General features: G+C 49.5%; 22 protein-coding genes and 1 tRNA gene. 16 read left to right on the plus strand and 7 right to left on the minus strand.

Annotated elements, in window-relative coordinates:
* Window positions 1-54 precede the first annotated feature (54 nt).
* The 4 genes from METH5_RS0112795 (at window position 55) to METH5_RS0112810 (ending at window position 3360) form a co-directional block, all read left to right on the plus strand.
* Window positions 55-312, plus strand: a complete 258-nt coding sequence (locus tag METH5_RS0112795) for a hypothetical protein (protein WP_029148887.1) — start codon at window positions 55-57, stop codon at window positions 310-312.
* Window positions 313-464: 152 nt separating this feature from the next.
* A complete protein-coding gene (locus METH5_RS0112800) occupies window positions 465-1280 on the plus strand; it encodes a polyphosphate kinase 2 family protein (RefSeq protein WP_029148888.1) in 816 nt (271 codons plus the stop codon).
* Window positions 1281-1407: 127 nt separating this feature from the next.
* A complete protein-coding gene (locus METH5_RS0112805) occupies window positions 1408-2709 on the plus strand; it encodes an ATP-binding protein (RefSeq protein WP_036308298.1) in 1302 nt (433 codons plus the stop codon).
* A 30-nt stretch (window positions 2710-2739) separates the two neighbouring features.
* Window positions 2740-3360: a response regulator transcription factor gene (locus METH5_RS0112810; protein WP_029148890.1), complete on the plus strand. Its 621-nt coding sequence runs from the start codon at window positions 2740-2742 to the stop codon at window positions 3358-3360.
* Between the two features lie 75 nt (window positions 3361-3435).
* Here the strand turns inward: METH5_RS0112810 and METH5_RS0112815 are convergent, their stop codons facing one another.
* Window positions 3436-4335, minus strand: a complete 900-nt coding sequence (locus METH5_RS0112815; RefSeq protein WP_036307919.1) for a DMT family transporter — start codon at window positions 4333-4335, stop codon at window positions 3436-3438.
* A 7-nt stretch (window positions 4336-4342) separates the two neighbouring features.
* Complete coding sequence (locus METH5_RS0112820) at window positions 4343-5494, minus strand: aromatic ring-hydroxylating dioxygenase subunit alpha (protein WP_029148892.1); 1152 nt, start codon at window positions 5492-5494, stop codon at window positions 4343-4345.
* Window positions 5495-5768: 274 nt separating this feature from the next.
* Here METH5_RS0112820 and tal point away from each other — a divergent pair, with 274 nt between their 5' ends.
* The 3 genes from tal to hxlB all read left to right on the plus strand — a co-directional run bounded on the left by tal (window position 5769) and on the right by hxlB (window position 8167).
* Window positions 5769-6722: a transaldolase gene (tal, locus tag METH5_RS0112830; protein ID WP_029148893.1), complete on the plus strand. Its 954-nt coding sequence runs from the start codon at window positions 5769-5771 to the stop codon at window positions 6720-6722.
* A 173-nt stretch (window positions 6723-6895) separates the two neighbouring features.
* The gene (gene hxlA / locus METH5_RS0112835) at window positions 6896-7528 is read left to right on the plus strand and encodes a 3-hexulose-6-phosphate synthase (protein ID WP_019882222.1); all 633 of its coding nucleotides are present in this window, start codon (window positions 6896-6898) and stop codon (window positions 7526-7528) included.
* A gap of 102 nt (window positions 7529-7630) precedes the next feature.
* Entirely contained in the window at window positions 7631-8167 is a 537-nt protein-coding gene (hxlB, locus tag METH5_RS0112840; protein WP_029148894.1) for a 6-phospho-3-hexuloisomerase, read from the plus strand.
* Between the two features lie 48 nt (window positions 8168-8215).
* Here the strand turns inward: hxlB and METH5_RS0112845 are convergent, their stop codons facing one another.
* The gene (locus METH5_RS0112845; RefSeq protein ID WP_029148895.1) at window positions 8216-8923 is read right to left on the minus strand and encodes a HisA/HisF-related TIM barrel protein; all 708 of its coding nucleotides are present in this window, start codon (window positions 8921-8923) and stop codon (window positions 8216-8218) included.
* Between METH5_RS0112845 and METH5_RS0112850 the strand changes: the two genes are divergently transcribed.
* Genes METH5_RS0112850 through METH5_RS0112865 form a run of 4 tightly spaced genes read left to right on the plus strand, consistent with a single transcriptional unit; the run spans window position 8918 to window position 13158 of the window.
* Window positions 8918-9982 carry an ATP-grasp domain-containing protein gene (locus METH5_RS0112850; protein WP_029148896.1) on the plus strand — a complete coding sequence of 355 codons (1065 nt, stop codon included), beginning with the start codon at window positions 8918-8920 and terminating at the stop codon, window positions 9980-9982. The two genes, METH5_RS0112845 and METH5_RS0112850, sit on opposite strands and share 6 nt — an antisense overlap.
* Complete coding sequence (locus METH5_RS0112855; RefSeq protein WP_029148897.1) at window positions 9979-11049, plus strand: hydantoinase/oxoprolinase family protein; 1071 nt, start codon at window positions 9979-9981, stop codon at window positions 11047-11049. The genes METH5_RS0112850 and METH5_RS0112855 overlap by 4 nt, the downstream gene beginning before the upstream one ends.
* Window positions 11040-12485 (plus strand): aminodeoxychorismate synthase component I, encoded by a 1446-nt coding sequence (pabB, locus tag METH5_RS0112860; protein WP_029148898.1) that lies wholly within the window; start codon window positions 11040-11042, stop codon window positions 12483-12485. The genes METH5_RS0112855 and pabB overlap by 10 nt, the downstream gene beginning before the upstream one ends.
* A 16-nt stretch (window positions 12486-12501) precedes the next feature.
* Window positions 12502-13158 (plus strand): hypothetical protein, encoded by a 657-nt coding sequence (locus METH5_RS0112865; protein ID WP_029148899.1) that lies wholly within the window; start codon window positions 12502-12504, stop codon window positions 13156-13158.
* A 19-nt stretch (window positions 13159-13177) separates the two neighbouring features.
* On the opposite strand, the gene METH5_RS0112870 is transcribed toward METH5_RS0112865, so the two are convergent.
* The 4 genes from METH5_RS0112870 to METH5_RS0112885 are packed head-to-tail and all read right to left on the minus strand — an operon-like array spanning window position 13178 to window position 19110.
* The gene (locus METH5_RS0112870) at window positions 13178-16312 is read right to left on the minus strand and encodes an efflux RND transporter permease subunit (RefSeq protein WP_029148900.1); all 3135 of its coding nucleotides are present in this window, start codon (window positions 16310-16312) and stop codon (window positions 13178-13180) included.
* Window positions 16313-16348: 36 nt separating this feature from the next.
* Window positions 16349-17413, minus strand: a complete 1065-nt coding sequence (locus METH5_RS0112875) for an efflux RND transporter periplasmic adaptor subunit (protein WP_029148901.1) — start codon at window positions 17411-17413, stop codon at window positions 16349-16351.
* Entirely contained in the window at window positions 17410-18828 is a 1419-nt protein-coding gene (locus tag METH5_RS0112880; RefSeq protein ID WP_029148902.1) for a TolC family protein, read from the minus strand. The genes METH5_RS0112875 and METH5_RS0112880 overlap by 4 nt, the downstream gene beginning before the upstream one ends.
* 45 nt (window positions 18829-18873) lie before the next feature.
* Entirely contained in the window at window positions 18874-19110 is a 237-nt protein-coding gene (locus METH5_RS0112885; protein WP_198290698.1) for a hypothetical protein, read from the minus strand.
* Window positions 19111-19256: 146 nt separating this feature from the next.
* On the opposite strand from METH5_RS0112885, the gene METH5_RS0112890 reads away from it, so the two are divergent.
* From METH5_RS0112890 to clpX, 5 genes are all read left to right on the plus strand, one after another.
* Window positions 19257-19341, plus strand: a tRNA-Leu gene (locus METH5_RS0112890).
* Window positions 19342-19485: 144 nt separating this feature from the next.
* The gene (locus METH5_RS0112895; RefSeq protein WP_029148904.1) at window positions 19486-19860 is read left to right on the plus strand and encodes a Rid family detoxifying hydrolase; all 375 of its coding nucleotides are present in this window, start codon (window positions 19486-19488) and stop codon (window positions 19858-19860) included.
* Window positions 19861-20164: 304 nt separating this feature from the next.
* Window positions 20165-21475 carry a trigger factor gene (gene tig, locus METH5_RS0112900; protein ID WP_029148905.1) on the plus strand — a complete coding sequence of 437 codons (1311 nt, stop codon included), beginning with the start codon at window positions 20165-20167 and terminating at the stop codon, window positions 21473-21475.
* A 3-nt stretch (window positions 21476-21478) separates the two neighbouring features.
* Window positions 21479-22126, plus strand: a complete 648-nt coding sequence (gene clpP, locus METH5_RS0112905) for an ATP-dependent Clp endopeptidase proteolytic subunit ClpP (RefSeq protein WP_036307922.1) — start codon at window positions 21479-21481, stop codon at window positions 22124-22126.
* A gap of 27 nt (window positions 22127-22153) precedes the next feature.
* Window positions 22154-23443: an ATP-dependent Clp protease ATP-binding subunit ClpX gene (gene clpX / locus METH5_RS0112910; RefSeq protein WP_029148907.1), complete on the plus strand. Its 1290-nt coding sequence runs from the start codon at window positions 22154-22156 to the stop codon at window positions 23441-23443.
* Window positions 23444-23578: the final 135 nt, after the last annotated feature.

Genomic DNA, 23578 nt, shown 5'->3' on the forward strand with positions numbered 1-23578 from the left:
GCTTTGGTTAACGCCGTGAATGCTTTATTTTTAACATTAATGAGGAGTAGTAACATGGCAATGCAAGACATGAATTTAATGGAAGTTGACTTGGTTTCTGGCGGTTTTGCTGCCGGAATTGGTTTTGCTGGTTCGCCAGAAGAAACAATTGCGGCTGGTAATGTGTTAATTGCTACAGTCGGTGGCATTGTGGGTGTGACCTCTGTGCTGGGTCAGGTATTAAATGGCCCGTCAGGCCCAGCAGTGGTCTCTGCTCTGTCAGGCGTATTGTCTGGTGGTGTTTTTGGTTTGCTGTTTGGCCGCAGTCTTTAATCAAGACTCGCAACATCACTAAAAACAGCCTCGTCAGAGGCTGTTTTTTTATGGACATCATCGCTCATAAGGGCGTTTGATTGTTACGCGGCTTTGCTATTTGCAAATTAACTGCGATACACTTGTCACTCAGCAAATATTAGATCGCGTCTATGACTGAGTTACTCGCGCAGTATCGTGTTAACCCCAAAAAATTCTCCTTAAAACAGATCAAGCCGGATGATAAGTCAGCCCGGACTGGCGATAAAGAGACTGATGCCAGCTTGCTGGCTGAGTTAACGCATCAAATTAACCTCAGGCAGGATATTCTGCATGCGCAGGGCGAGCACAAGGTTTTACTCATGCTGCAGGGCATGGATGCCAGCGGCAAAGACGGCACGGTGAAGCATGTGTTTAGTGCCTGTGATCCTTTGGGTATTCGTCTGGCTAGCTTTAAGGCGCCTAGTGCCGATGAGCTAGCGCACGACTACTTGTGGCGCGTGCACAATCAGGTGCCAACCAAAGGCGAATTGGTGATTTTTAACCGCAGCCATTATGAAGACGTGCTGATTGTGAAAGTGCATGATTGGATAGACGACGCGGAATGTAAGCGTCGCTATCAGCAAATCAATGATTTTGAGCGCATGCTCAGCGAAACCGGCACCACTATCATTAAGTGCTTCTTGCATATCTCCAAAGAGGAGCAAAAAGAACGGTTGCAAGAACGCCTGGACGACCCTAGCAAGCACTGGAAATTTAATCCCAAAGATTTGGACGAACGTGCCTTGTGGGATCGCTATATGGATGCTTATGAGGTTGCGCTGAAAGAGACATCGACTAAGTATGCGCCTTGGTACGTGATTCCGGCTGATTCTAAAACCAACCGTAATTTGCTGGTTTCCCGCATTTTGCTCGAGACTTTAAACCAGATGCCGCTCACTTATCCTGAAAAACCCAAAGCGTGGGATCAGCTTACGATTAAAGATTAGTCATCGGGCAGCCAAACTTTAATGATTTTACGCTGTGAATTGATAGCCGGTTTACAGTTTAATAATGCTTGATTTTAACTCCCTACCCAAAATGAGCTTACGCTTTCGACTCAACTTGCTGGTGACCATGCTGTCGCTGGCCTTTCTGGTGGCCGCTGCCGTGGTGTTGGTGCGCGATACCAAAGACAGTATCCGTGAGCGGGTAGAGGCTGCCACGCGTGTCACGGTGCAATTGCTGGATACTGTGATTGTCAGCTCGGCGATGAACCCTAGCCTGGGTCCGACCCATTATGTGCTGCAAGACTTTTTGCGCTCGCTGGGCTATGTGCGCAGTAGTCGCATCGAGCTCTATGATTATGCCAACAACCCCTTGTATATTTCCCCCGGATCCACCTTTAAGTCCGAGATTAATCCGCCGCAGTGGTTTGTGAGGCTGGTGGCACCCAAGGTTGAAACCGTCACGCGCCGGGTGCGCTATGGCGTATTAATTATCACCTCTAATGCTGAAGGCTCTATCCGTGAAGCCTGGTCAGGTTTTTTACAGCTAATGGTTATGGGTATAGGCTTTTTTGTCTTGCTCAACTTGCTGGTGTATGGCTTGCTGAGCCATGCTTTGCGCCCAGTCAGGCATATATTGCATGCCATTAATCGCATAGAGCAGGGCGACTTAACCACGCGGCTGGAGCGTTTTTCGGTGCCCGAGTTTGACAAAATTGGCCTCAGTTTAAACCAGATGGCTTTGTCACTGGATGCCGAGCGCGAGCTGGAAAAAAACCGCCAATTGACGCAGCTGATTCAACAGCATATTGAAGACGAGCGCCGCAGTTTGGCGCGTGAGTTGCATGATGAGTTGGGGCAATATGTCACTGCGATTAAAACGTTTGCGGTGGCTATCGTCAACAAAACCAAGCAAAGCACGCCGGACATTGCTGCCAATGCGCAAACCATTGTGGCTGCTGCCAATCATATCTACGATGGCATGCATAACATTATTCGCCAGTTGCGCCCGGCGGCGATGGACAATATGGGGCTGGTAGAAACGCTGCGTGATATGGTGTCCGGCTATCAGACGCAGCATCCTGAGTTAAATATTCAATTGCATGTCTCAGGCGAGTTTCTGCCTATGGGCGAAAATGTGAATATTAATCTTTACCGCATCGTGCAAGAGGCGGTGAATAACGCGATTAAGCATGCGCATGCGCAATGTATCAACGTGCATATGCTGACAGATGCCGCAGGTTTGCGGCTGATGGTTTGTGACGATGGCGTCGGCATGCAACTGGATGCCGTTGACCAGACCCAGCATTTTGGCCTGCTTGGTATGCGCGAGCGCGTGCAGGCCTTACATGGACAGTTTAAAGTAGTGTCGCAGCCGGAGGTTGGCCGTGGAACCACATTGGACATTCGATTGCCTATACAATCAGCATAAAACAAGGGAGAAACAAGCGTGATTAGTGTGATGCTGGTAGATGACCATGCAGTGGTCAGGATGGGCTTTAAAATGCTGCTCGAGTCAGACCAGGAAATTAAAGTGATTGCTGAGGCTGAGAGTGGTGAAGCCGCGATTAAAGCCTATGTTGAGCACCACCCGCAAGTGGTGGTGATGGACATTACCATGCCAGGCATAGGCGGCATGGAGGCGATAGAACGTATTTTGGCCAAAGATAACCATGCGCGCATCCTGGTGTTGTCTGCGCATGAAGATTCAGTGCACCCCAAACGCGTACTCAATGCAGGGGCCATGGGCTATGTCACCAAACGTAGCGCGGCAGAAGAGCTGATTAAAGCCATCCGTAGTGTTGCGATGGGTAAGAAATATATTGAAGCGAGTGTGGCCCAGCAAATGGCCATTCAGCAATTGTCTGGTGAGCAAAACCCGGTAGATGTATTGAGTGAGCGTGAGTTTGAGGTATTTATGTCACTGGCTCGGGGCAAATCTACCAACGAGATTGCAGAAACCTTGTTTTTGAGTCCGCGCACAGTCGGCACGCATTTGTACAATATCAAGCAAAAACTCAACGCACAAAACTCGGCAGAAATTGCCTTGATTGCTATGCGATGTGGCTTGCTGGAGCCTTAAGCCGCACCAATGAAATAAAAAAGCCATTCTTTTAAAGAATGGCTTTTTTATTTCATCTTTATTTCAAGCAGTATGCTATCGTGAATTTCGAGCGCTTAAGATACCAAAAGCGACAATCAGCAACATGCCCGTAATTTCGTGTGCGCTTAAGGTTTCGCCCCAAATAATCACGCCAATCAAGGTAGCAAAAACGACCGTGCTGTAAGCCAGGCTAGCGACTGTGAGGGTGTTGCCAGTGCGGTAGGCGCGCGTCAGTGCGAGCTGGCTAAAGGTAGCTGATAAACCGAGCCCGCATAACAGGGGTAAGTCTTGCCAGCGTAATGCGGTCATGTGGTCGATGAGCATCCAGCAACCGCTGGCGATAGTGCAGAGCAATGTAAAGTAGAACACGGTTCGCCAGTCTGGTTCACCCTCCAGGCCCAGCTGTTTGACGTGCACATAGGCAAAGGCTGCACCGATGCCTGACAATAAGCCTATGCCACCAGCCAGTAGTTGATTGCTCTGAAAAGCTGGCTGCAATAACAGGCAGACACCGGCAAACCCGCCTATCACACATGCATTTAGCCACTGCCGTTGACGGCGACTGAGTGGTAACTCTGCGCGCAATAGCCAGGGCGAGAGCAGGGCTAAAAACATGGGCGAGGTGTAGTTGAGCGTGATGGCCGTGGCCAAAGGTAAGTGCGCAATGGCATAAAAAAACAGCAGCAGGGCAGTGAAGCCAACACCCGCACGACGCATCTGCATGGCAAACAATGGTGTTTTTATGGGCTTACCTTGCCAGCAGACGATGGCGGCAATCATCAAAAAGCCAAACGCAGAGCGATAAAACACCAGCTCGCTGGCGCTAAAGCGTGCAGCGCCAGCTTTAACAAAGGCGCCCATGATGGCAAAGCCCAGGCCGGCCAGCAGCATCCAGTAGCTGCCTAGTTGCCAGTGTTTGGGATTCCAGCTGAAAGCGTTGCGATGTTTGAACAAGGTGGCGCTAACGCTGAAAATGTTCGGGCAGATGCGGCTCCATCTGGCTGCGATACCAGCGATGGAAGTGTTCCAGGCCGGTCTCCATTGGATGCTGGTAAGGGCCGCGCTCATCCTTGCCTAGCATGAACAGGCCTTTGCGGCCGTCTTGCATACGCTGGCAAATTTCTTTGTCCTCTACGGCGGTTTCAAAGTATGCCGCTTGCTGGGCTTGAATATAGGCCCGCTCAAACAAGGCAATGTCTTCCGGGTAGTAAAACTCGACTACGTTTTGGCAAGACTCAACCCCGGTTGGAATCAGGTGCGAAACCACCAGCACGTTGGGATACCATTCGATCATTAAAAACGGGTAAAGCACGAACCAGATAGCGCCATATTTAGGTGCAGTGCCTTGCTGGTAATTGGTGACGGCTTGTTGCCACTGCTTGTACACCGGTGACAAACTATAATCAGGTAGCGGTTTGTAGCCGACCGTTTGCACGCTGTAATGCTCGCCAAACTCCCAGTTTAATTCGCCACAATCCACAAACTGGTTTAAGCCAGGGTGGAAAGGGCCAACATGGTAGTCTTCGAGATAAACCTCGATAAAGGTTTTCCAGTTGAAATCGTAATGGTCGACAATGGCTGAGTCGAAGTGATAGCCAGTAAAGTCAAAGTCCTGTTTGCATCCCAGCTGTTTGAGCACCTGGCCAATGTGCAGGCCTTTTTGTTTGGCTGCGGTGTCGCTGGCTTTGAACAGCAGGCCTTGCCATGTGTTGAGCGCTTGCTGTTCCAGGTGCAGGCACGGGTTTTGTTCAAAGTGCGGTGCGCCCAGTAACTGGCCATTTAAATCGTAAGTCCAGCGATGCAACGGGCAAACAATGTGCTGCGTATTGCCTTGGCCATTGAGCATGACTGCTTGGCGGTGGCGGCAGATGTTGCTGATGAGTTGCGGCTGACCTTGCTGGTTGACCAGGGCCATGGCGTTGTGGAGCCAGTCCAGTGCGCGATAGTCACCTGGGTTAGGCACCATGCAAGCATGCCCTAGGTATTGGGGTAGCAGGGTGAACAAATGCGCCTGCTCCAGTGCATACATCTCTGGATGGAGATACCAGTCAACAGGTAATTGTGCGAAGCGAGTCTGGCTTTGTTCTTTATTTAAAGCGGTGACAGAACCCATATGACCAACTGATTAATCACTTGCAAAAAAGGTGAATTGTGCCCGAAAAGGGGGGTGTTGAAAAGCCAAAACAGCCAAAAATGCCTGCCTTAACAGCAGCAATTGTTTGATTTTAATCAATAAAACATCCTGCCTCCAGGCTTGGGTGCAAGCAATACACACGCTTGAATGTGCAAAGGACGCTTAACTAACTCGAGTAAATTCAGTTATAATGTTGAAGGTTTCTATGTATAACTATACGTAAACGATTATTGCAATTTTTAGGAGCAATCGCATGGCAAATTTATTAGATCAGTTGAAAGCAATCACAACCATCGTGGCTGACACTGGTGACGTTGAAGCAATCAAAAGTGTTAAACCTGTGGATGCAACCACAAACCCGTCTCTGGTATTGAAGGCTAGCCAAATTCCAGAATACGCACCGTTGATTGAAACTGCCATTGCTTATGCAAAAGCACAAGGTGGTTCTAAAGAGCAACAAATTGAAAACGCAGCTGACAAACTGGCTGTGTTGATTGGCGCTGAAATCACTAAAGAGGTTCCAGGCCGTATTTCTACAGAAGTAGATGCGCGTTTGTCTTTCAATATCGACGCGATGGTCGCTAAAGGCCGTAAACTGATCAGCCTGTACCAAGAGTCTGGCATCAGCAAAGACCGCGTTCTGATTAAACTGGCTTCTACCTGGGAAGGTATCAAAGCAGGCGAGATTCTGGAAAAAGAAGGCGTTCAGTGTAACCTGACGTTGTTGTTCGGTTTCGGTCAGGCACGTGCATGTGCTGAAGCTGGCGTGTTCCTGATTTCCCCATTCGTTGGCCGTATCCTTGACTGGTACAAAGCTAAAAACCCAGGCACTGAGTACACACAAGAAACAGACCCAGGTGTGGTTTCTGTACGTGCTATTTACCAATATTACAAAGAGCACGGTTACAAAACTGTTGTGATGGGTGCTTCTTTCCGTAACACTGGCGAGCTGATTGCATTGGCTGGTTGTGACCGTTTGACCGTGTCACCAAACCTGTTGCAAGACCTGGCTGCGACTGAAGGTACATTGGTTCAAGTGTTGAAAGATGGCGGTAAAACTAAAGACGTGCCTGCTAAATTGACAGAAGAGCAGTTCCGTTTTGAACTTAATCAAGATCCAATGGCCACAGAAAAATTGGCTGAAGGTATCCGTGGTTTCGTAGCTGACCAAAATAAACTGGAAGCTGCATTAGCCGCAAAACTGTAATATCGCGGTGCGATAATTCAAACGGGCAGAAACCTGCCCGTTTGACTTTTAAGTCAGGCATAAATCGGCCTGCAACATTGACTTATTTTGGCTGCCAGCTTACTATAAGCGACCAGCTTGAATTGGTAGTACGCTAGCAATAGCATTTAAATTTTTAATTTTTGGAGAAAAACATGGCATTAACTCAAATGGCATTAGACTCATTGGATTTCGACGCAACTATCGCTTTGGCAGAAAAAGTTGCTCCACACGTTGACATTCTGGAAATCGGTACACCATGCATCAAGCACAACGGTATCAAATTGCTGGAAACTTTGCGCGCTAAGTTCCCAAACAACAAGATCCTGGTTGACCTGAAAACTATGGATGCAGGTGAGTACGAGTCTGAGCCATTCTACAAAGCCGGTGCTGACATCTGCGTAGTTTTGGGCGTATCCGACATCGGTACAATCAAAGGCGTAATCAAAGCTGCTAACAAATACGGCAAAAAAGCTCAAGTTGACCTGATCAGCGTTGAAGACAAAGTTGCTAAAACAAAAGAAGTTGCTGCTGCTGGTGCTCACATCATCGGTATCCACACTGGTTTGGACCAACAAGCTGCTGGCCAAACTCCTTTTGCTGACCTGGCTGCTGTTGCTGGTTTGAACCTGGGCGTTGAAATCTCTGTTGCTGGTGGTGTTAAAGCCGCTACTGCAGGTCAAGTACGTGACGCTGGCGCGACTATCATCGTTGCTGGTGCTGCTATCTACGGCGCTGCTGACCCAGCTGCTGCTGCTGCAGAAATCACTGCTATCGCTCACGCTTAATTCATTTAAGCATCAATAAGTAATTATTGATCAGCGAGACAAAAAACCCGACCCAGCAATGTGTCGGGTTTTTTATTAAACATTTTGAATACAGGACAAAACATGGATCATCAACAATTTATTCTGGACAACTTAAAGCGTATTTTAGACGTGACTGATAAGTCAAAAGCGGCTGAATTGCTGAAGCTGGTTGCAGAAGCGGGTTCAACATTTATTGGTGGCGCAGGTCGTTCACTGTTGGTGTCACGTTTCTTTGCAATGCGTTTGGTACATTCTGGCTATAGCGTTTACATGATCGGCGAAGTAGTTACGCCAGCCATCAAAAAAGGTGACTTGCTGATTCTGGTTTCAGGTTCAGGCGGCACAGCCACCTTGTTACCATTTGTGAAAAAAGCCAAAGAAGTCGGCGCCAAACTGGTAGTAATCTCGATGAAGAAAACTTCAGCCATGGCGGATGTGGCTGACCTGGTGGTTCAAGTTGGTCAAGACGACAGCTTCCCATTGGTTCAAGGCATGCCTATGGGCGGTCAATTTGAATTGTCTACCCTGGTGTTCCTGGAAGGCGCAATTTCTGAATTGATTCACGCCAAAGGCCTGACTGAAGAAGGTATGCGCGCATTGCACGCGAACCTGGAATAAGTTTCTACGGAGACGTTCCTGTTAAAAACCGGCCTGTTGGCCGGTTTTTTATTGCCTGACTGTCATCAGGTCTTCGGTGCTGATTTTTTTCTGATGCAGGGCGCTGGCGATTAATACCCCTTGGGCACCTGCTTGTGCCAGCATGGTTATATCAGCCATATTTCTCACACCACCTGCGGCATACAGCGGTTGTGTTGGATATTGCTGCTTGAGTGAGGTGATTTTTTCAAGGTCTGGCCCTTGATTGGCGCCGACCTTGGGCAGGCTCATCAGAATCGTTGGTTGGCTCCAGTGTGTGTTGCTGGTCAACAGCTCTGCCGGGCCATGAAATCCATCCTGAAAAAAGTCGAGTGATAAAATACTGCGCGCAGTCAGTTTGCGCATGGATTGATAGGTCTGAAGGTCTGCTAGCGTTTCACTGGCGAGAATAGGGGTCACACCAGCGTCTAACCATGGTTTGAGTGTCTCTGCGCTGTTTAGTCCTGCATCTACCCACCATGTAAGGGCTGGAAAGCTCGCCATGGCTTGTTTGATCAACGAGAGATGATTGGGCATTTCATGTTGGCCGGTGATTGCATTTAAATCGGCAATATACAGGCAGTCAAACGCATAAACTTGTAAAATAGCAGCCACCACATCGAGCAGGGCATGGCTATCTGTTAGCTGCGATTGAATCGCGCTGTAGTGTTGACGTTGCCCTTGTATGGCCTGCACTACCTGGCCATGCATCAAGTCGATGACGGGAATAATATGCACAATAAATCTCGCTTGAAAATCTGGGTCTGTGAATATGTCAGCGCTGGTGGCTTGGCCTCAGAGCCGCTGCCTGCCAGCTTGTTACAAGAGGGCTTGCTGATGCGTAATGCGCTGCTGGCCGACTTATCTGCGCTGGGCGTTGATTGTATCACTAGCCATGATTATCGCGTTGCTGCGCCCCTGCATGCTGAGAGCCAGCCTTTGCAGGCCGGGGATGATGCTTATGCCCTTTGGCACCAACAATTAGCCGCTAGTGATATTGATGCCTGCTGGGTGATTGCGCCCGAGACCGGTGGCCTGTTAGCGCAGATGCAGCAACTGGTGCAAAGCGCGGGCAAGGTTTGGATAGGCTGCACGGCAGCAGCGATACAACAGACGAGTGCGAAATCTGTGATGGCAGATATTTGCCAACAAGCAGGCATTGCCGTCTTGCCGCATGTATTTTTAGCCCAGGCTGATCCATCAATAGCCTTTGTTTCAGCCGACTGCGGCTGGGTGGTCAAGCCTGACGATGGGGCTGGTTGTGAGTTTACCTATTACTTTAAAAGTGTTATTCAAGTATTTGAATTTAAAAATAAATTAATTATAAAAGATGCACTGTTGTTATCCCGCTTGTTGTTGCAACCTTATGTGCCCGGGGCCGCTTTAAGCATGTCTGTAGTCGCGACGCATGATCAGGTGCAAGTGCTGGCCGGACATCAGCAAAAAATAGCGATCGACGAAGGGCATTTTCACTTTCATGGCGCGGGTGTGAATGAAGCTGCTATGTATTTACCAGCCATGCAACAACTGGCTGAGCAGATTCATCGTGCCATGCCTGGCCTGGTCGGCTACTGGGGCGCTGACATGATACTGACGCAAGACAATCAATTAATGCTGGTTGAGGTGAATCCCCGGTTAACCACGCCTTATATCGGCTTATCGCAATTACTCACAGAAAATCCTGCTGAAATGATCCTGGATACCATTTTGAACAATCATTTGAATTCTGTTCGTGCGCAGTCATCATGCGCAGTGACATTAACTACTGCATCTAGCCAGGAGTCTTTGCCACGATGAAACGGGCTGTGATCGGTTGGGATATTGGCGGCGCGCATGTGAAAGCGGTGATGCTGGATGCGCAAGGTGACATTGTGTGTGTGTTACAGCAGGCATGTGCGTTATGGAAAGGCCTGCCATTGCTTGAAGAGGCGATCAAGCATGTATTGCATCGCTGGCAAATAACGCCCGAAGATTGCGATCATGCAGTCACCATGACTGGCGAGCTGGTCGATTTGTTTGATAATCGCTGGCAGGGCGTAAGGGCGATTGCAGAGACCGTACAGGCCTATTTGCCACAGGCCGCGTTTTACTGGGCCTCAGCGACAGACGGCGCAGGTTTTACTGCCAAGGTTATCGGTCACGAGCCGCAGATTGCCTCCATGAACTGGCACGCGTCAGCGCAATGCCTGGCTACCAGCGTTGCGGCTTTACCCGCTTTGGTCATTGATATTGGTAGCACTACCAGTGACATCACACTCTGTGACCAACAGCAGGTGTTCGCCTCAGGCTGGTCTGATGCCGAAAGAATGGCAAGCCAGGGCTTGTTGTATACCGGTGTGGTGCGCACGCCATTGATGGCACTGGGGCCGTTGATTGCTTGGACAGCACCTGGGCAAACGCAACCTGTGCTGCGCCATATTGCTGCAGAGTATTTTGCAACGACCGCAGATGTTTATCGCTTGCTTGGCGAGTTACCAGTCAGTTATGACCTGGCTGAGACGGCAGATGGTCAAGGGCGCTCTATGGTTGACAGTATGCGGCGCCTGGCGCGTATGGTGGGGCATGATGTTGAAGATAAAGCAGATGACGTCTGGCAGTCGTTGGCGCTTGCGTTTAAAGCCGCGCAACTCGATAGCTTGCAAAAGGCCGTACAGTCTATCATTGTGCAGGCACCAAAGCCGCCTGTGACATTGATTGGTTTAGGCGCGGGCAGTTTTCTGGTCGCAGCGTTGGCGCAGCGCCTGGCGTTGGCTTATCAACCTGCCACGGCATTTATGCCAGCAGGCGATTTACAATTAAAACAAGATGCAGAGGTCTGTTTTCCGGCCTATGCGGTTGCGAGGTTATGGCAAGCATGGCATTAACGCAGTTTGATTTACCTTATGCCGAAGGCATGCATTGGCTACAGCAAGTCAAGCATCTGGCCTGGCCAATGTTGCTCGAGAGCGGGCGGGTACAGACTCCGCACACGCAGGCAAAAAACGGGGTAGATGAAGAGACCAGTTTGGGCGCCCGTTTCGATATCGTGGTTGCCGCGCCTGTGGCTAAAATCATCCACCGCCAACCGATCACCGAAGTGCATGCCAATCAAGTGGTCAAACAGACAGAGCAAGACCCTTTTCAGGTGATTCAGCAATGGTTGTCGCCACATGTGGTTGAACGGGTGACGGATATTCCGTTTGCAGGCGGCGCACTGGGATATTTTGCCTACGATCTTGGCCGTAGTATCGAAATCTTGCCAGCGCTGGCTGCTGCGGACATGCCATTGCCTGACATGCTGGTTGGTATTTACGATTGGGCGATTATTGTCGATCATCATCTCGGTAACAGCAAGCTGGTATCGCATTGCCGTTTTATTGACCAGCAGGCGCTGACCACGCTACATCAGCAACTATTGCAAGTGCCAATTGAGCGCCAAATTACATATCAGACACCTGCGTTTAAAGTGACCGGCGAGATTGAGCCAAATATGGATCAAGCGGCTTATGCTCAGGCGTTTCAGCAAGTCAAAGACTATATCAGCGCGGGCGATTGCTACCAGATTAATCTTGCGCAACGGTTTGCAGTGAGCGTGGCTGGTGATGCCAGCCAGGCCTACGACCACTTCCGCCAATTGAGTCGTGCGCCATTTATGGCTTACCTGCAGGTTGAGGATAATGCCGGGGCACCATTGACGGTCTTGTCGATGTCGCCAGAGCGGTTTTTGCAGGTGATTGATCGCAAGGTCGAAACCCGGCCAATTAAAGGCACCCGGCCACGGCATGCCGACGCAACTGCCGACGCGCAAGCAGCTGAGGAGTTGGTGCATAGCATTAAAGATAGGGCAGAGAACCTGATGATTGTCGATTTGCTGCGTAACGACATTGGTAAGGTCTGTGAAGTCGGGTCAGTCAAGGTGGATGCCTTGTTCAAATTACAACGATTTACCAATGTGCACCATCTGGTGAGTATTGTGCGTGGCTTGCTGGCCCCTAAGTTTCATGCGCTGGATTTATTACGCGGCTGCTTTCCTGGCGGGTCGATTACCGGTGCGCCCAAATTGCGCGCGATGGAGATTATCGAAGCGCTGGAACCACACCGGCGTGGCATTTACTGTGGCAGCATTGGCTATATTGGCTTTGATGGTAGTATGGATACCAATATCGCAATAAGAACCGCCGTGATATGCAATGACCGTATGACTTTTTTTGCCGGCGGTGGTGTGGTGGCAGATTCGGATTGCGCCAAAGAGTATCAAGAAACATTTGATAAAGCTTCGCAATTTTTCAAGTTGGTTGCACACTTTAAAACTAAAAACTAATACTCGGGGCATAGATATGTGGGTGATCAAGCTAGGGGGCAGCGTGACACACTACAGCAGCCTGGTGCAGTGGCTGCGGCTGGTTGTTCGCTGGGGGGATGGCAAAGTCATTATTGTGCCCGGTGGTGGCTTGTATGCTGACGCTGTGCGGGATTTTCAGCATATGCGCGCGGCTTTGCCTGACGGCCATATTCATGATCAGCAAGCGCATGCATTGGCTATTTATGCCATGGACCAAATGGCGCGCAGCCTGGTTGCTATGGTGCCTGAGCTGGCACTGGTTAGAAACCCGCTTGAGATTGCAGAAAGCGGCTGGCAGCATCGCGGCCTGGTATGGCTGCCGAGTGAAATGGCGTTAAACACCACGTTTGCCAATGAGCATGTGTTGCCAGAAAGCTGGGATGTCACTTCTGACAGCCTGGCCGCCTGGTTAGCGTGGCAGCTCGAAGCGGACCATTTACTGCTGGTTAAGTCAGATCACTGGCTACTAGAAACTCACGCTGGCCTGGCGCTAGCAACGCTTCAATCTATGGGTATTGTAGACCAGGGGTTGTCAGGCTTGCTTGTGCAGGCCACATTTCAAACATGGGTCGTGCATCAGAGCGAGCATGCGCTGTTTCAGCAGGGGTTTAAAACGGCGGCGTTAACGCACCACTTATTACAAAATGACTAAATAGCACAGCGGCTGAGTGTTAATCAGTCACGTCACTTTTTTCAAAATGGCCAAAATGCAGCATGATGGTTGGCAAAATCAGCAAGTTGAGGATGGTCGAGGAGATGAGGCCGCCGACAATGATGGTCGCCATCGGCCCCTCAATTTCACGCCCCGGTTCACCACTGCCTATTGCTAGCGGCAACAGTCCTAATGCTGTAACCAATGCCGTCATCAACACAGAAGGCAGGCGCTCAGAAGCGCCGCGAATGCAGGTTTCAAGGTTCCATTGATAGCCTTCTTTATCCACCAGATGCTGAAAGTGCGACACCATCATGATCGAGTTGCGCAGGGTGATGCCAAATAACGTGACAAAGCCAACCAATGTGCCGACAGAAATCCAGCCACCGGTAAAAAAAGTGGCAACCACGCCGCCTATCAAGGCAAACGGCAGGTTGGCGAAGGTGAGCATGAGGTTACGCAAACGGCCAAAGGCAATATACAGCATGAGAAAAATCGCTACACCTGCCACCAGTGAATGAATAATCAAATCTTGGCGCGATTGTGCATTGGCTTCTGCCTCACCCGAAAACTCCAGGTAGTTGCCGCTGTTTAATTGCAGTTTTTTGTGCAAAGTGCTGCGTATGTCTTCAAGCAACAAGGCCTGATCACGCCCGACAATGTTGGCAGTAATGGTTTGAATGCGCTTGGCACCCGAGTGCAAAATCTTGGAGCGCCCACCTTCTTGTGCCACATAGGCCACATCTGACAGCTTGAGCATTTGGCCTTCGGGGTTAAAAATCGGGATATTGCGCATGTCTGCAATATCATCGCGCGAGGCATCGTTAAGCAACACGCTGACGCCGATGGAGCGATTGCCCATAAACACGTGATTCACAGGCACGCCCTCATAGCAAGCTTTCACCGTGTCCAGCACATCAACCGGCTGTAGCCCCCATAGCGCCAGTTTTTCCTGCTTGAGTCGGATCACAATTTCAGGTGTTTCTGGCGGCGATTGCACCATGACATCGCGGACACCGCGTATCGTGCCCAACAGATTGGCCACTTTTTGTGCATCTCTGTCCAAGGCGTCCAGGTCCTGGCCAAAAATATTGATCACCAGGCCAGCGGCGTAGCCAGAGATGGTTTCTTCAATGCGCTCGGTTAAAAACGTATTAATAGCAAAGTTGGCACCAACAAAGCCTAGTTCGACTTTACCATCACCATCGTCATCCTCTGTTTCACCAGCCAGTTCTTCACGAATATCATGAAAAATACGTTCTTGTTCTTTGCCAGACACCGTGCCAATTTCGACCTCAAATTCACTGTAATGGGTGCCAAAGGTATCTGCTGCATTGGGCGCACGGCCCACCCATTGCGCCACACTTTTAACCCCCGGAATCTCTAGCAGCACCTTGGTGACTTGATTGCCTAGTTTCAATGACTGTACTTCTGAGGTGCCAGGCACCGTGGTCATGTGCAAAATGTAATGGCCTTCGCGCAGGGCTGGAATAAACTGGCTTCTAAACAACGGCAAAATGGCCAGGCCCAGTGCAATACAGACAAAACTGGTGATTAATATGAGTTGATAACGATGTTCAATCTGGTGCAGTAGTTTGACGTAACGCTGTTTTAACCAGCGCAACACGGGCGAGTCTTCATTTGTGAGCGGTGCTTTTGCCAGCAAGGCATAGCACAGCGCTGGCGTGAGTGTGAGGGCAACCACCAGTGAAGCCAGAATGGCCGCAATATAGGCGTAACCCAATGGAGCAAATAATTTACCAGCCACGCCAGACAAGGTCAGTAGCGGTAAAAACACCAGTGCCACAATAATGGTGGCATAGACCACTGAGCTACGGACCTCCATCGAGGCTTGAAATACCACTTGTGCTGCAGGCAGCGGGTGCGCTAACAGCCGGTTTTCGCGCAGGCGGCGGAAAATATTTTCCGTATCAATAATGGCATCATCGACTACTTCGCCCAGCGCGATGGCCAGACCGCCCAGCACCATGATATTGAGCCCGACGCCATATTGATACAGCACGACAATGGCGGTGAGGAGTGACAGCGGAATTGCTGTTGCCGAGATCACCGCGGTGCGGACATTAAACAAAAAGGCGAACAACACCAATATGACTAAAAATGAGCCGATTAAAATATCGGTACGCAAGCTATGAATCGCTGTTTCAATAAAGTTGGCCGGGCGAAACAAACCTTCATGCAGCGTCACTTTTTGCGCGGTCAGGCTGGGTTTGATGTCTGACAGCTTACGTTCCAGCAACTTGGTCAGCGCATAAACATTGGCACCGAGCTGGCCTTGCACCGACAGGTAAACCGCCGGGTGGCCATTGATGGCCGCAGCGCTAATAGAGGGCGCTGCGCCTTCAGCCACCTCAGCGACGTCGCTGATCCGAATGGTGCGGCCCAGTTTGCGTAATAAGGTGATATTGGCCAGCTGTTGCGGGGTAGTGGTTTGCCCCTGGCTATTTAAAATAATGCGCTGGTTGTCATTTTGAATATAGCCTGCGCCCCGTACGCCGGTGGCGCGGCTGGCCGCATTTACCACATCTTGCACGTTTAACTGGTACAACATGAGTTTGCGTGGATCCACTTTAATCTGGAACTGACGCACTTCGCCGCCATACACGTTGATGTCTGCCACACCGGGAATCGCCATCAGATGCGGCGTTAAGTGCCAGTCCACCAGTGTACGCAATTGCATCAGCGATAGTTTGTCCGACGTCACGCCTATGCCCATCACCGTACTGGCCGAGGAGGTGAGTGGGGTGATGTTGGGCACGATGCCAGGCGGCAACTGGCTGCCCAGCATATTCAGGTGCTCAGCCACAATTTGCCGGTTACGGTAAATGTCTGATTTATCCTGAAAAATGACCGTCACAATAGACAAGCCAGGAATCGACTGCGAGCGCAGACTTTTAATGCCTATGGCACCAGAAATTACATTCTCAATCGGCTGCGTGACCAGCTTTTCAACCAGGCTGGCGGAGAGTCCAGCAGATTCAGTTTGTATCACCACTTGCGTCGGTGCAAACTCCGGGAAAACGTTTAAATCACTCTGGGTTAAGCTATAACTGCCATACACAATCACCAGCAGGGCAAGGCCTATCATCACCCCATAAAAACGAATAGCAAACCTGACCAGCGCCGACATCATGCTTGACGCTCTCTTTTGCTAATCAGCGGGTGCAGATTAATCTTCATTTTCGTTTTTAATCTGAAACTTGAATTCTTCTGACAGCAACAACTGCGCGCCACGCGTGACCACCTCGGTGCCGGGGGCAATGCTGTTATCAAACCAGCCGTTATCCAGCTCAATGTCAGATGCCACTGGTTTGCGCAAAAAGGTATCTGGCTTGGTTTTAACGTAAATCCAGGCCATGCCGCCATGCCAGGCAATGGCCTGGTTAGGCACAATCACGCCTTTCAGGGTAGCAGAAGAGGATTGCGCAGGCACTACATTGACGCGCATCCCCACGCGTAAATAATCGGCAGGCGCACTGTAAAAGTAAGTTTTACCGATATTGCTGATGTCGGTTTGAATCGATTGCGACACGTAATCGGCCTGAATCGGCGTCACTTCATCCTGAATCGGCGAAATATACAGGCTGGAATTACCCTCCGGCGCTTTAAATTTCAATGGAAAGCTGACTTGTACCAGCACTTTTTTTTGCATCAGCAATTCATGCAACGGGCCGGAAGAGGGGTGCTGTGTTACCAGCATGGCCAGCGGCTGCCCCCATTGCGCAATAATGGTGTCAGTGAGCGCTTTGAGCTGGGCTTGAGTGGCTTTAATCTGCGTCTGGTCACTAATCAGCAGTGCTTGCGCCTCTTGTACGGCTTTGTCAGAAACGTTTTTATCGTCTTCGTTGAGTTGTTTGTAACGCTGATATTGCAGTTGGTGGTTCGGTAGGACACTCTCAGCCAGCGCCAACTGTGACTTTAACTGCTGGTATTGACTATTGTAGTCGACCAGCGTTTGTATCGAAATCACTGAACCCAGTACTTTGATATTGCCGTGGTAATCATAAGGTTGCAGCGGCTGTACGCTGATGCCGCTATTTTTTTGTGTGGCCAGGTTGAGTTGCACCACCTGCAAGCCATGTTGTTCTGTGACGCGCACCGGGCCTTCAATTTCTTCTTCGCTATCCTCTTGAATTGACTCATATTCATCGCGACCAACAAACACAATGGTCCAAATCAGGATCACAATTAAAACAATCTGAGCTCCGATAATCCAGAGTGCTTTTTTATTCATTTTGCTGGCGCCTCTTGTGTCTGGTTGGCAAATGCCGTCGCCCGTTGTGAGAGGGCGATTGGTTTTTGCATCACATTTTCAATGTCTTGCAGGGCACGCATCACATTGGCCTGCTGCGTAATCAGGCGTTGCTGTGCACTATAAAACTGGATTTCTGTTTGCAGGTATTCAGTTTTGTCTATGAGCCCCTGGTGCCACTGGTTCTCCAGCTGTGCTTTACGGCGTGTTTGTTGTTCATATTCGCGTGTGAGTGTGATCAGCAAGTTGGCCGAATCACGGTATTTAATATACGCCTGTTCAGAAAGCTGGATCACCTGATGCTGCAATGCATAAAAGCGCACGGCTTCATTCTGCCGTACTTGCTCGGCATGTGCCCACAGGTCTGAAGACTTGTTGAGCAGGTTTAACATGGTGCCTATGCCTAAAGACCAGATTTTGTCGCCATATTCATAAATCATGCCTGGGTTCAGTGATAAGTCCGGGTAACGTTTGGCCATCTCAAGCCTGAGCTGCGATTCGGCTTTGGCGTATTGTGCCAGCCCGCGCTGAATATCCATGCGGTTGGTTAAGGCCGTATTCTGGATCGTCGGCGCATCGGCGTAAGCTTGCGATTGCGCAAAGCGGGCCTTGAGTATTTGCGACAACTGTAGCGGGGCGATGTTGAGCGGCAGGTTATGCTGTTCGGTCAAGCCGGCATCATGCAAAATTTTTAGCTCGGTTTGCTTGATTTGCAATGTCAGCTGCTGCAATTGCCATGCAGACTGATCATGCTGTAATCGAATAGGCAGTACATCCGATTTACCCGCCACGCCATAATCGAGCCGTTTCTGGTAGGCCGCGAGCAAGGTCTGCTGGGAGGTTTGTAGTCTGGTCAGGCTTGCCTGCATGGCTTGTTGCTCTGCCAGCAGAATTAAATCGAGGCTCAGTTGTTGCCGCAAGGTCCAGGCTGTTTCCGAGATCAATATCTTGGCAATGTCGGCCTGGTATTGCGCGATGTTGATATTAATTTGTCGCTTGTTGGCCGTGATGACCGGAATGTCAACCTGCAAACCGTAAGACCATGGATTGATGTCACCATTGGCACGATTACTGTGCGATAACTGACCATTTAGGCCTACTTGCGGCCGCAGGCCCGCGCTGGTGATGCCAGCCAAGGCCACTGCATAGTCAGACTTGGCGACCTTAAGGGCAGGGTGAAAGTAGAGCGCCGACAGTGTCAGGCTATCTAAGTCCCACGCGCTAATCGGCCACTGTGTTGGCGGCGATTGCGTGTGCACAAAACTTTTAAAGCCATCTGCGGCAGGCGTCGCCTGCAAAATGGTGTCAATATTTTGTTGTTGCGCAATAGGCTTGGCCTGAAAGGCGAGGCCACACGCCGTTAACAGCAGCGGAGAAAGGTAAGCGAGCAGACGCATAGCGTTGGCAGGCGTGGTGCAAACGCACCGGCACCCAGCGAAAATTTATTCGACGATGGTCGCGTGGACCGCATCCAGCGCGTCTTGCAATAGTTCTTCTGGCAGCTGGTTGATGGTGGTTGCCAACAAGTCGGCAGCTTCGACCGTACGAATTGGCAGGTCAGTGGTATTGAGTTCTGCGATTAAACCGGCAGCCACACCAGTAATTTGCAGCAAAATTTCGCGCTCTCGCATTAAAAGCTCAAGCTCGGCTCTAAGCATGTTTTCTTCGGCTGAATGCATATCCTGTCCCATGAACAACTTATCGTTGATATTTAATCCAGCATCTTGCAGTTGAACGCCAGGCTTGTCAATGTGAACGCTACAAGTTTGTGGGCGAGGCTAAAAATGGGCTATAATAGCGAATTGCTGGTTTTGGCTGGCAATATGCGAAAGTGGCGGAATTGGTAGACGCACTGGATTTAGGTTCCAGCGCCGCGAGGCGTGAGAGTTCGAGTCTCTCCTTTCGCACCACCTGCATTTTATTGATAGGTTTTATATAAAAATAAATAGTCAGGTGATGTATGAATGAAATAACAGGCTTCCGTTGCAGGAGGCCTTTATTGTTTTTAGCGTTGGATGACTGGCAGCCAGGCGGCTAGCAGAAAGAAATTGCACATGAATATCGTACAAACACCAAATGCACCCGCTGCGATTGGCCCTTATGCGCAAGGCGTTGTGGTTGGTAATATACTGTATACCTCAGGCCAGATTGCATTGCGCCCGGATGGTAGTCTGAATGATGGCGACATTGTTGCGCAAACCCGTCAGGTACTGGCGAACCTGCAAGCGATTATTGAAGCAGCAGGCGGCAACTTGCAGCAAGTGGTGAAAACCACGGTTTTTCTTAAAAATCTGGACGACTTTGCCGCGATGAACCAGATTTACGCTGAAGCGTTTGTTGCGCATACGCCTGCGCGCTCTACGGTACAAGTGGCCAAGCTGCCGCGCGATGTGCTGGTAGAAATTGAAGCGATTGTTGCTTTAAGCTAAATGTATAAAGCAGGTGCTTGAAGTCTGGCTTTGTGGCGCCATATTGATTTTAAACGCAGGCTTTTTTGTGGGCTTGTGTCTATTCGTTGAAGCTAAGTGATCGGCTTGTTGCATGCGCATGGGCTTGAAGTTTATTTCAATTCAGAGTTGTGTTATATTTTTAGGCTCTTTTTTCATAATTTGATCGTATTCAAAAGCCTTTAGAGTGTGGTCAGGTTGTGTTTAAACATTTATTGAGACGCACAAGCATGCGTCTACTTACATAACCCATCGTTATTAAAACGATTTTTACAGGAAGTTCAGCATGGCAGCAGTATCTGTTGAAACAGTCAGCAACTTGGAACGTCGTATGACTATCAAAGTCCCTTTGGCTCCGCTGGAAGGGCAAATCAGACAACGTTTACAGCAAATTTCTCGCACAGCCAAATTTTCTGGTTTCCGTCCGGGTAAAGCGCCTATTGGCCTGGTTAATCAGCACTATGGTGACCAGGTGCGTGACGAGGTTTACTCCAAAGCGGTTGAAACCAGCTTTGGTGATGCCGTTGAGCAAAACAAACTGCGCGTTGCTGGCTTTCCTAATATTGAGCATCTGCCATTTAAAGATGCTGCCGAAGAATTTGAATACATTGCTACTTTTGAGATTTTTCCTGAAGTGGCAGTGGGTGATTTGAGTAAAGTTAAAATCGAACGTCCAGCACTGGAATTGTCCGATGCTGACGTTGAAAAGACACTGGATGTATTGGTAAAACAGCGCGTGAGTTACGAGCCTGTGAAGCGCGCATCTAAAAAAGCAGATCGTATCAACATCACCTTGACGGCGTCTATTGATGGCCAACAAGTTGAAAGCACCGGCGACCGTGGCATTGACCTGGTGATTGGCGAGCCTGGCCGTGTGAGCGAGTTTGATGATGCCTTGCTTGGCGGTAAAGCTGGTAGCGAGAAAACATTCGATATTACTTATCCAGCAGACCATAACCCAGCGCAATTGGCTGGTAAAACAGTGACTTATGACGTGAAGTTCGTGTCTGTGTCACAACCTGTTTACCCGGAAATTGATGCCGAATTTGCTAAAAACCTGGGTGTGGAAGACGGTAACCTCGACACCATGAAGTCTGAAATCAAGCAAAGTCTGGTGCAAGAAGTCGACAAACGTATCAAAGCGCGTGTGAAAGAGTCTGTGTTTCAGGCGCTGGTTGATGAAACCAGTTTTGAATTGCCAAAAGCAATTGTGTCAGCTGAAACTAATCGCCTGATGCAAGCTGCCGCACAAAACCTGCGTCAGCGTGGTGTAGACCCAACGCAAGTACCGATGGAACCTGCTGTGTTCGAAACACAGGCACAACGCAACGCCAAATTGCGCATGGTATTGACTGAACTGGTCAACACAAACGAGTTGCATGCCACGGCAGACCAAGTGCGTGCCATGGTAGACAGTTTTGCACAAAGCTTTGAAAGACCAGACGAACTGGTGAGCTGGTATTATGCCGATGTGAAACGTCTGGATGAGCCTGCAGCATTGGCAACAGAAGAAAACGTGGTGGCTTGGGTGCTGGATAAGGCCAAAGTCACTAACAAAAAAATTAAATTTGATGAATTGATGATGGCAGGTGCTTAAACCATGAATTATATGAACGCGAACGAGGGCATGATGCAAGAAAGAATGGAGCCGCAAGGTCTTGGGTATATTCCCATGGTCATTGAGCAAAGTGGCAGGGGTGAGCGTTCATATGACATCTATTCACGCTTACTGAAAGAGCGCGTCATTTTTCTGGTTGGGCCTGTCAATGACATGACCGCTAACCTGGTAGTGGCGCAGCTGTTATTTCTGGAAGCTGAAAACCCAGACAAAGATATTTCCTTGTACATTAACTCTCCAGGTGGCTCTGTGACTGCCGGGATGTCGATTTATGACACCATGCAGTTTATCAAGCCAGATGTCAGTACCTTATGTATTGGCCAGGCAGCCAGCATGGGCGCATTTCTGTTGACCGCAGGTGCGAAGGGTAAGCGTTTCTGCCTGCCCAACTCACGCGTGATGATTCACCAGCCACTGGGTGGATTCCAGGGCCAGGCCTCTGATATCGCGATTCATGCCAAGGAAATTTTGTATCTGAAAGACAAGTTAAATGGCATCATGGCACATCACACGGGTCAGAATATCGACACCATTGCCAACGATACCGATCGTGACAATTTTATGAGTGCTGACGCTGCCAAGGCTTATGGCCTGGTAGACCAGGTGATTGCCGCACGTAGCGCTGTTTAATCAGCGAGCAACCAGCAGGGGAAGAGCATGGCAAACAAATCTGATAGCGAAAAGCTTTTATATTGCTCGTTTTGTGGCAAAAGCCAGCACGAAGTCAAAAAACTGATTGCTGGTCCATCTGTGTTTATTTGCGATGAGTGCGTTGACTTGTGCAACGACATTATTCGTGAAGAGATCCAGAGCCTGAACGAAATCAAGTCCGCAGATAAAAAACTGCCGACACCACAGGAAATCTGCCTGATTCTGGATCAATACGTCATTGGCCAGGTGCAAGCGAAGAAGAACCTGGCAGTGGCGGTTTACAACCATTACAAGCGCCTGGGTTACAACCCGCTGTCTGACGGTAGCCAGACAGGTAAAGACGATATTGAAGTGCAAAAAAGCAATATTTTGCTGATTGGCCCAACCGGCTCCGGTAAAACTTTGCTGGCCCAAACATTGGCGCGCTTGCTGGATGTGCCATTTGTCATGGCCGATGCCACGACATTGACTGAAGCGGGTTATGTTGGTGAAGACGTTGAAAACATCATGCAGAAATTACTGCAAAAATGCGATTACGACGTTGAAAAAGCACAACGCGGTATTGTTTACATTGATGAAGTGGACAAGATTTCACGTAAATCTGACAATCCATCTATTACCCGCGACGTTTCTGGCGAGGGCGTGCAACAAGCCTTGCTGAAACTGATCGAAGGTACGATTGCCTCTGTGCCGCCACAAGGCGGCCGCAAACACCCTAATCAGGAGTTTGTACAACTGGACACGACTAACATCCTGTTCATTTGCGGTGGTGCATTTGATGGCTTGGAAAAAGTCATTCGTCATCGCTCAGAAAAAGGCGGCATTGGTTTTGGCGCTGAAGTAAAGAGCAAGGAAGATATTCGTGCGGTAGGTGAGGTATTGCGTGAAGTTGAGCCGGAAGATTTGATCAAGTTTGGCTTGATTCCTGAGTTTATTGGTCGTCTACCAGTGGTAGCAACCTTAGAGTCTCTGGATGAAGCCGCCTTGATGACGATTCTGGTTGAGCCAAAAAATGCTTTAACCAAGCAATATATGAAGTTGTTCAAGATGGAAGGTGTAGAACTTGAGTTTGAAAATTCTGCACTGCTGTTGATCGCTAAAAAAGCACTTGAGCGTAAAACGGGTGCGCGTGGTTTGCGTTCTATTATGGAGCACTCGTTGCTCGACCTCATGTACGAATTACCATCACTCAAAGGCTTGTCTAAAGTCATTGTCGATGCTGGCGTGATTGAACACACTTCCGAACCAATTCTGATTTATCAGGATGCGCAAAAACGCGTTGAAAACGCACACTAAATCACACTTGCAATAGCCGTCCGGCTATTGCAAGATAGCATCTACAACATTAGATGCCTGCTCTCTTGAATTCTCAAAGAATGTTCCCATCTAAATGCAAAGGACTGGCTCCTTTGACACTTTTTGAAAGACGCT

It is taken from the genome of Methylophilus sp. 5 (genome assembly GCF_000515275.1).
Taxonomy (GTDB): domain Bacteria; phylum Pseudomonadota; class Gammaproteobacteria; order Burkholderiales; family Methylophilaceae; genus Methylophilus.

Excerpts from the sequence above, each read along its gene's own strand:
- METH5_RS0112795 (WP_029148887.1), top strand. The coding sequence starts at position 55 with ATGGCAATGCAAGACATGAATTTAATGGAAGTTGACTTGGTTTCTGGC.
- METH5_RS0112800 (WP_029148888.1), top strand. The coding sequence starts at position 465 with ATGACTGAGTTACTCGCGCAGTATCGTGTTAACCCCAAAAAATTCTCC.
- METH5_RS0112805 (WP_036308298.1), top strand. The coding sequence starts at position 1,408 with ATGCTGTCGCTGGCCTTTCTGGTGGCCGCTGCCGTGGTGTTGGTGCGC.
- METH5_RS0112810 (WP_029148890.1), top strand. The coding sequence starts at position 2,740 with ATGCTGGTAGATGACCATGCAGTGGTCAGGATGGGCTTTAAAATGCTG.
- METH5_RS0112820 (WP_029148892.1), bottom strand. The coding sequence starts at position 5,494 with ATGGGTTCTGTCACCGCTTTAAATAAAGAACAAAGCCAGACTCGCTTC.
- tal (WP_029148893.1), top strand. The coding sequence starts at position 5,769 with ATGGCAAATTTATTAGATCAGTTGAAAGCAATCACAACCATCGTGGCT.
- hxlA (WP_019882222.1), top strand. The coding sequence starts at position 6,896 with ATGGCATTAACTCAAATGGCATTAGACTCATTGGATTTCGACGCAACT.
- hxlB (WP_029148894.1), top strand. The coding sequence starts at position 7,631 with ATGGATCATCAACAATTTATTCTGGACAACTTAAAGCGTATTTTAGAC.
- METH5_RS0112850 (WP_029148896.1), top strand. The coding sequence starts at position 8,918 with ATGCACAATAAATCTCGCTTGAAAATCTGGGTCTGTGAATATGTCAGC.
- METH5_RS0112855 (WP_029148897.1), top strand. The coding sequence starts at position 9,979 with ATGAAACGGGCTGTGATCGGTTGGGATATTGGCGGCGCGCATGTGAAA.
- pabB (WP_029148898.1), top strand. The coding sequence starts at position 11,040 with ATGGCATTAACGCAGTTTGATTTACCTTATGCCGAAGGCATGCATTGG.
- METH5_RS0112865 (WP_029148899.1), top strand. The coding sequence starts at position 12,502 with ATGTGGGTGATCAAGCTAGGGGGCAGCGTGACACACTACAGCAGCCTG.
- METH5_RS0112870 (WP_029148900.1), bottom strand. The coding sequence starts at position 16,312 with ATGATGTCGGCGCTGGTCAGGTTTGCTATTCGTTTTTATGGGGTGATG.
- METH5_RS0112875 (WP_029148901.1), bottom strand. The coding sequence starts at position 17,413 with ATGAATAAAAAAGCACTCTGGATTATCGGAGCTCAGATTGTTTTAATT.
- METH5_RS0112880 (WP_029148902.1), bottom strand. The coding sequence starts at position 18,828 with ATGCGTCTGCTCGCTTACCTTTCTCCGCTGCTGTTAACGGCGTGTGGC.
- METH5_RS0112885 (WP_198290698.1), bottom strand. The coding sequence starts at position 19,110 with ATGCATTCAGCCGAAGAAAACATGCTTAGAGCCGAGCTTGAGCTTTTA.
- METH5_RS0112895 (WP_029148904.1), top strand. The coding sequence starts at position 19,486 with ATGAATATCGTACAAACACCAAATGCACCCGCTGCGATTGGCCCTTAT.
- tig (WP_029148905.1), top strand. The coding sequence starts at position 20,165 with ATGGCAGCAGTATCTGTTGAAACAGTCAGCAACTTGGAACGTCGTATG.
- clpP (WP_036307922.1), top strand. The coding sequence starts at position 21,479 with ATGAATTATATGAACGCGAACGAGGGCATGATGCAAGAAAGAATGGAG.
- clpX (WP_029148907.1), top strand. The coding sequence starts at position 22,154 with ATGGCAAACAAATCTGATAGCGAAAAGCTTTTATATTGCTCGTTTTGT.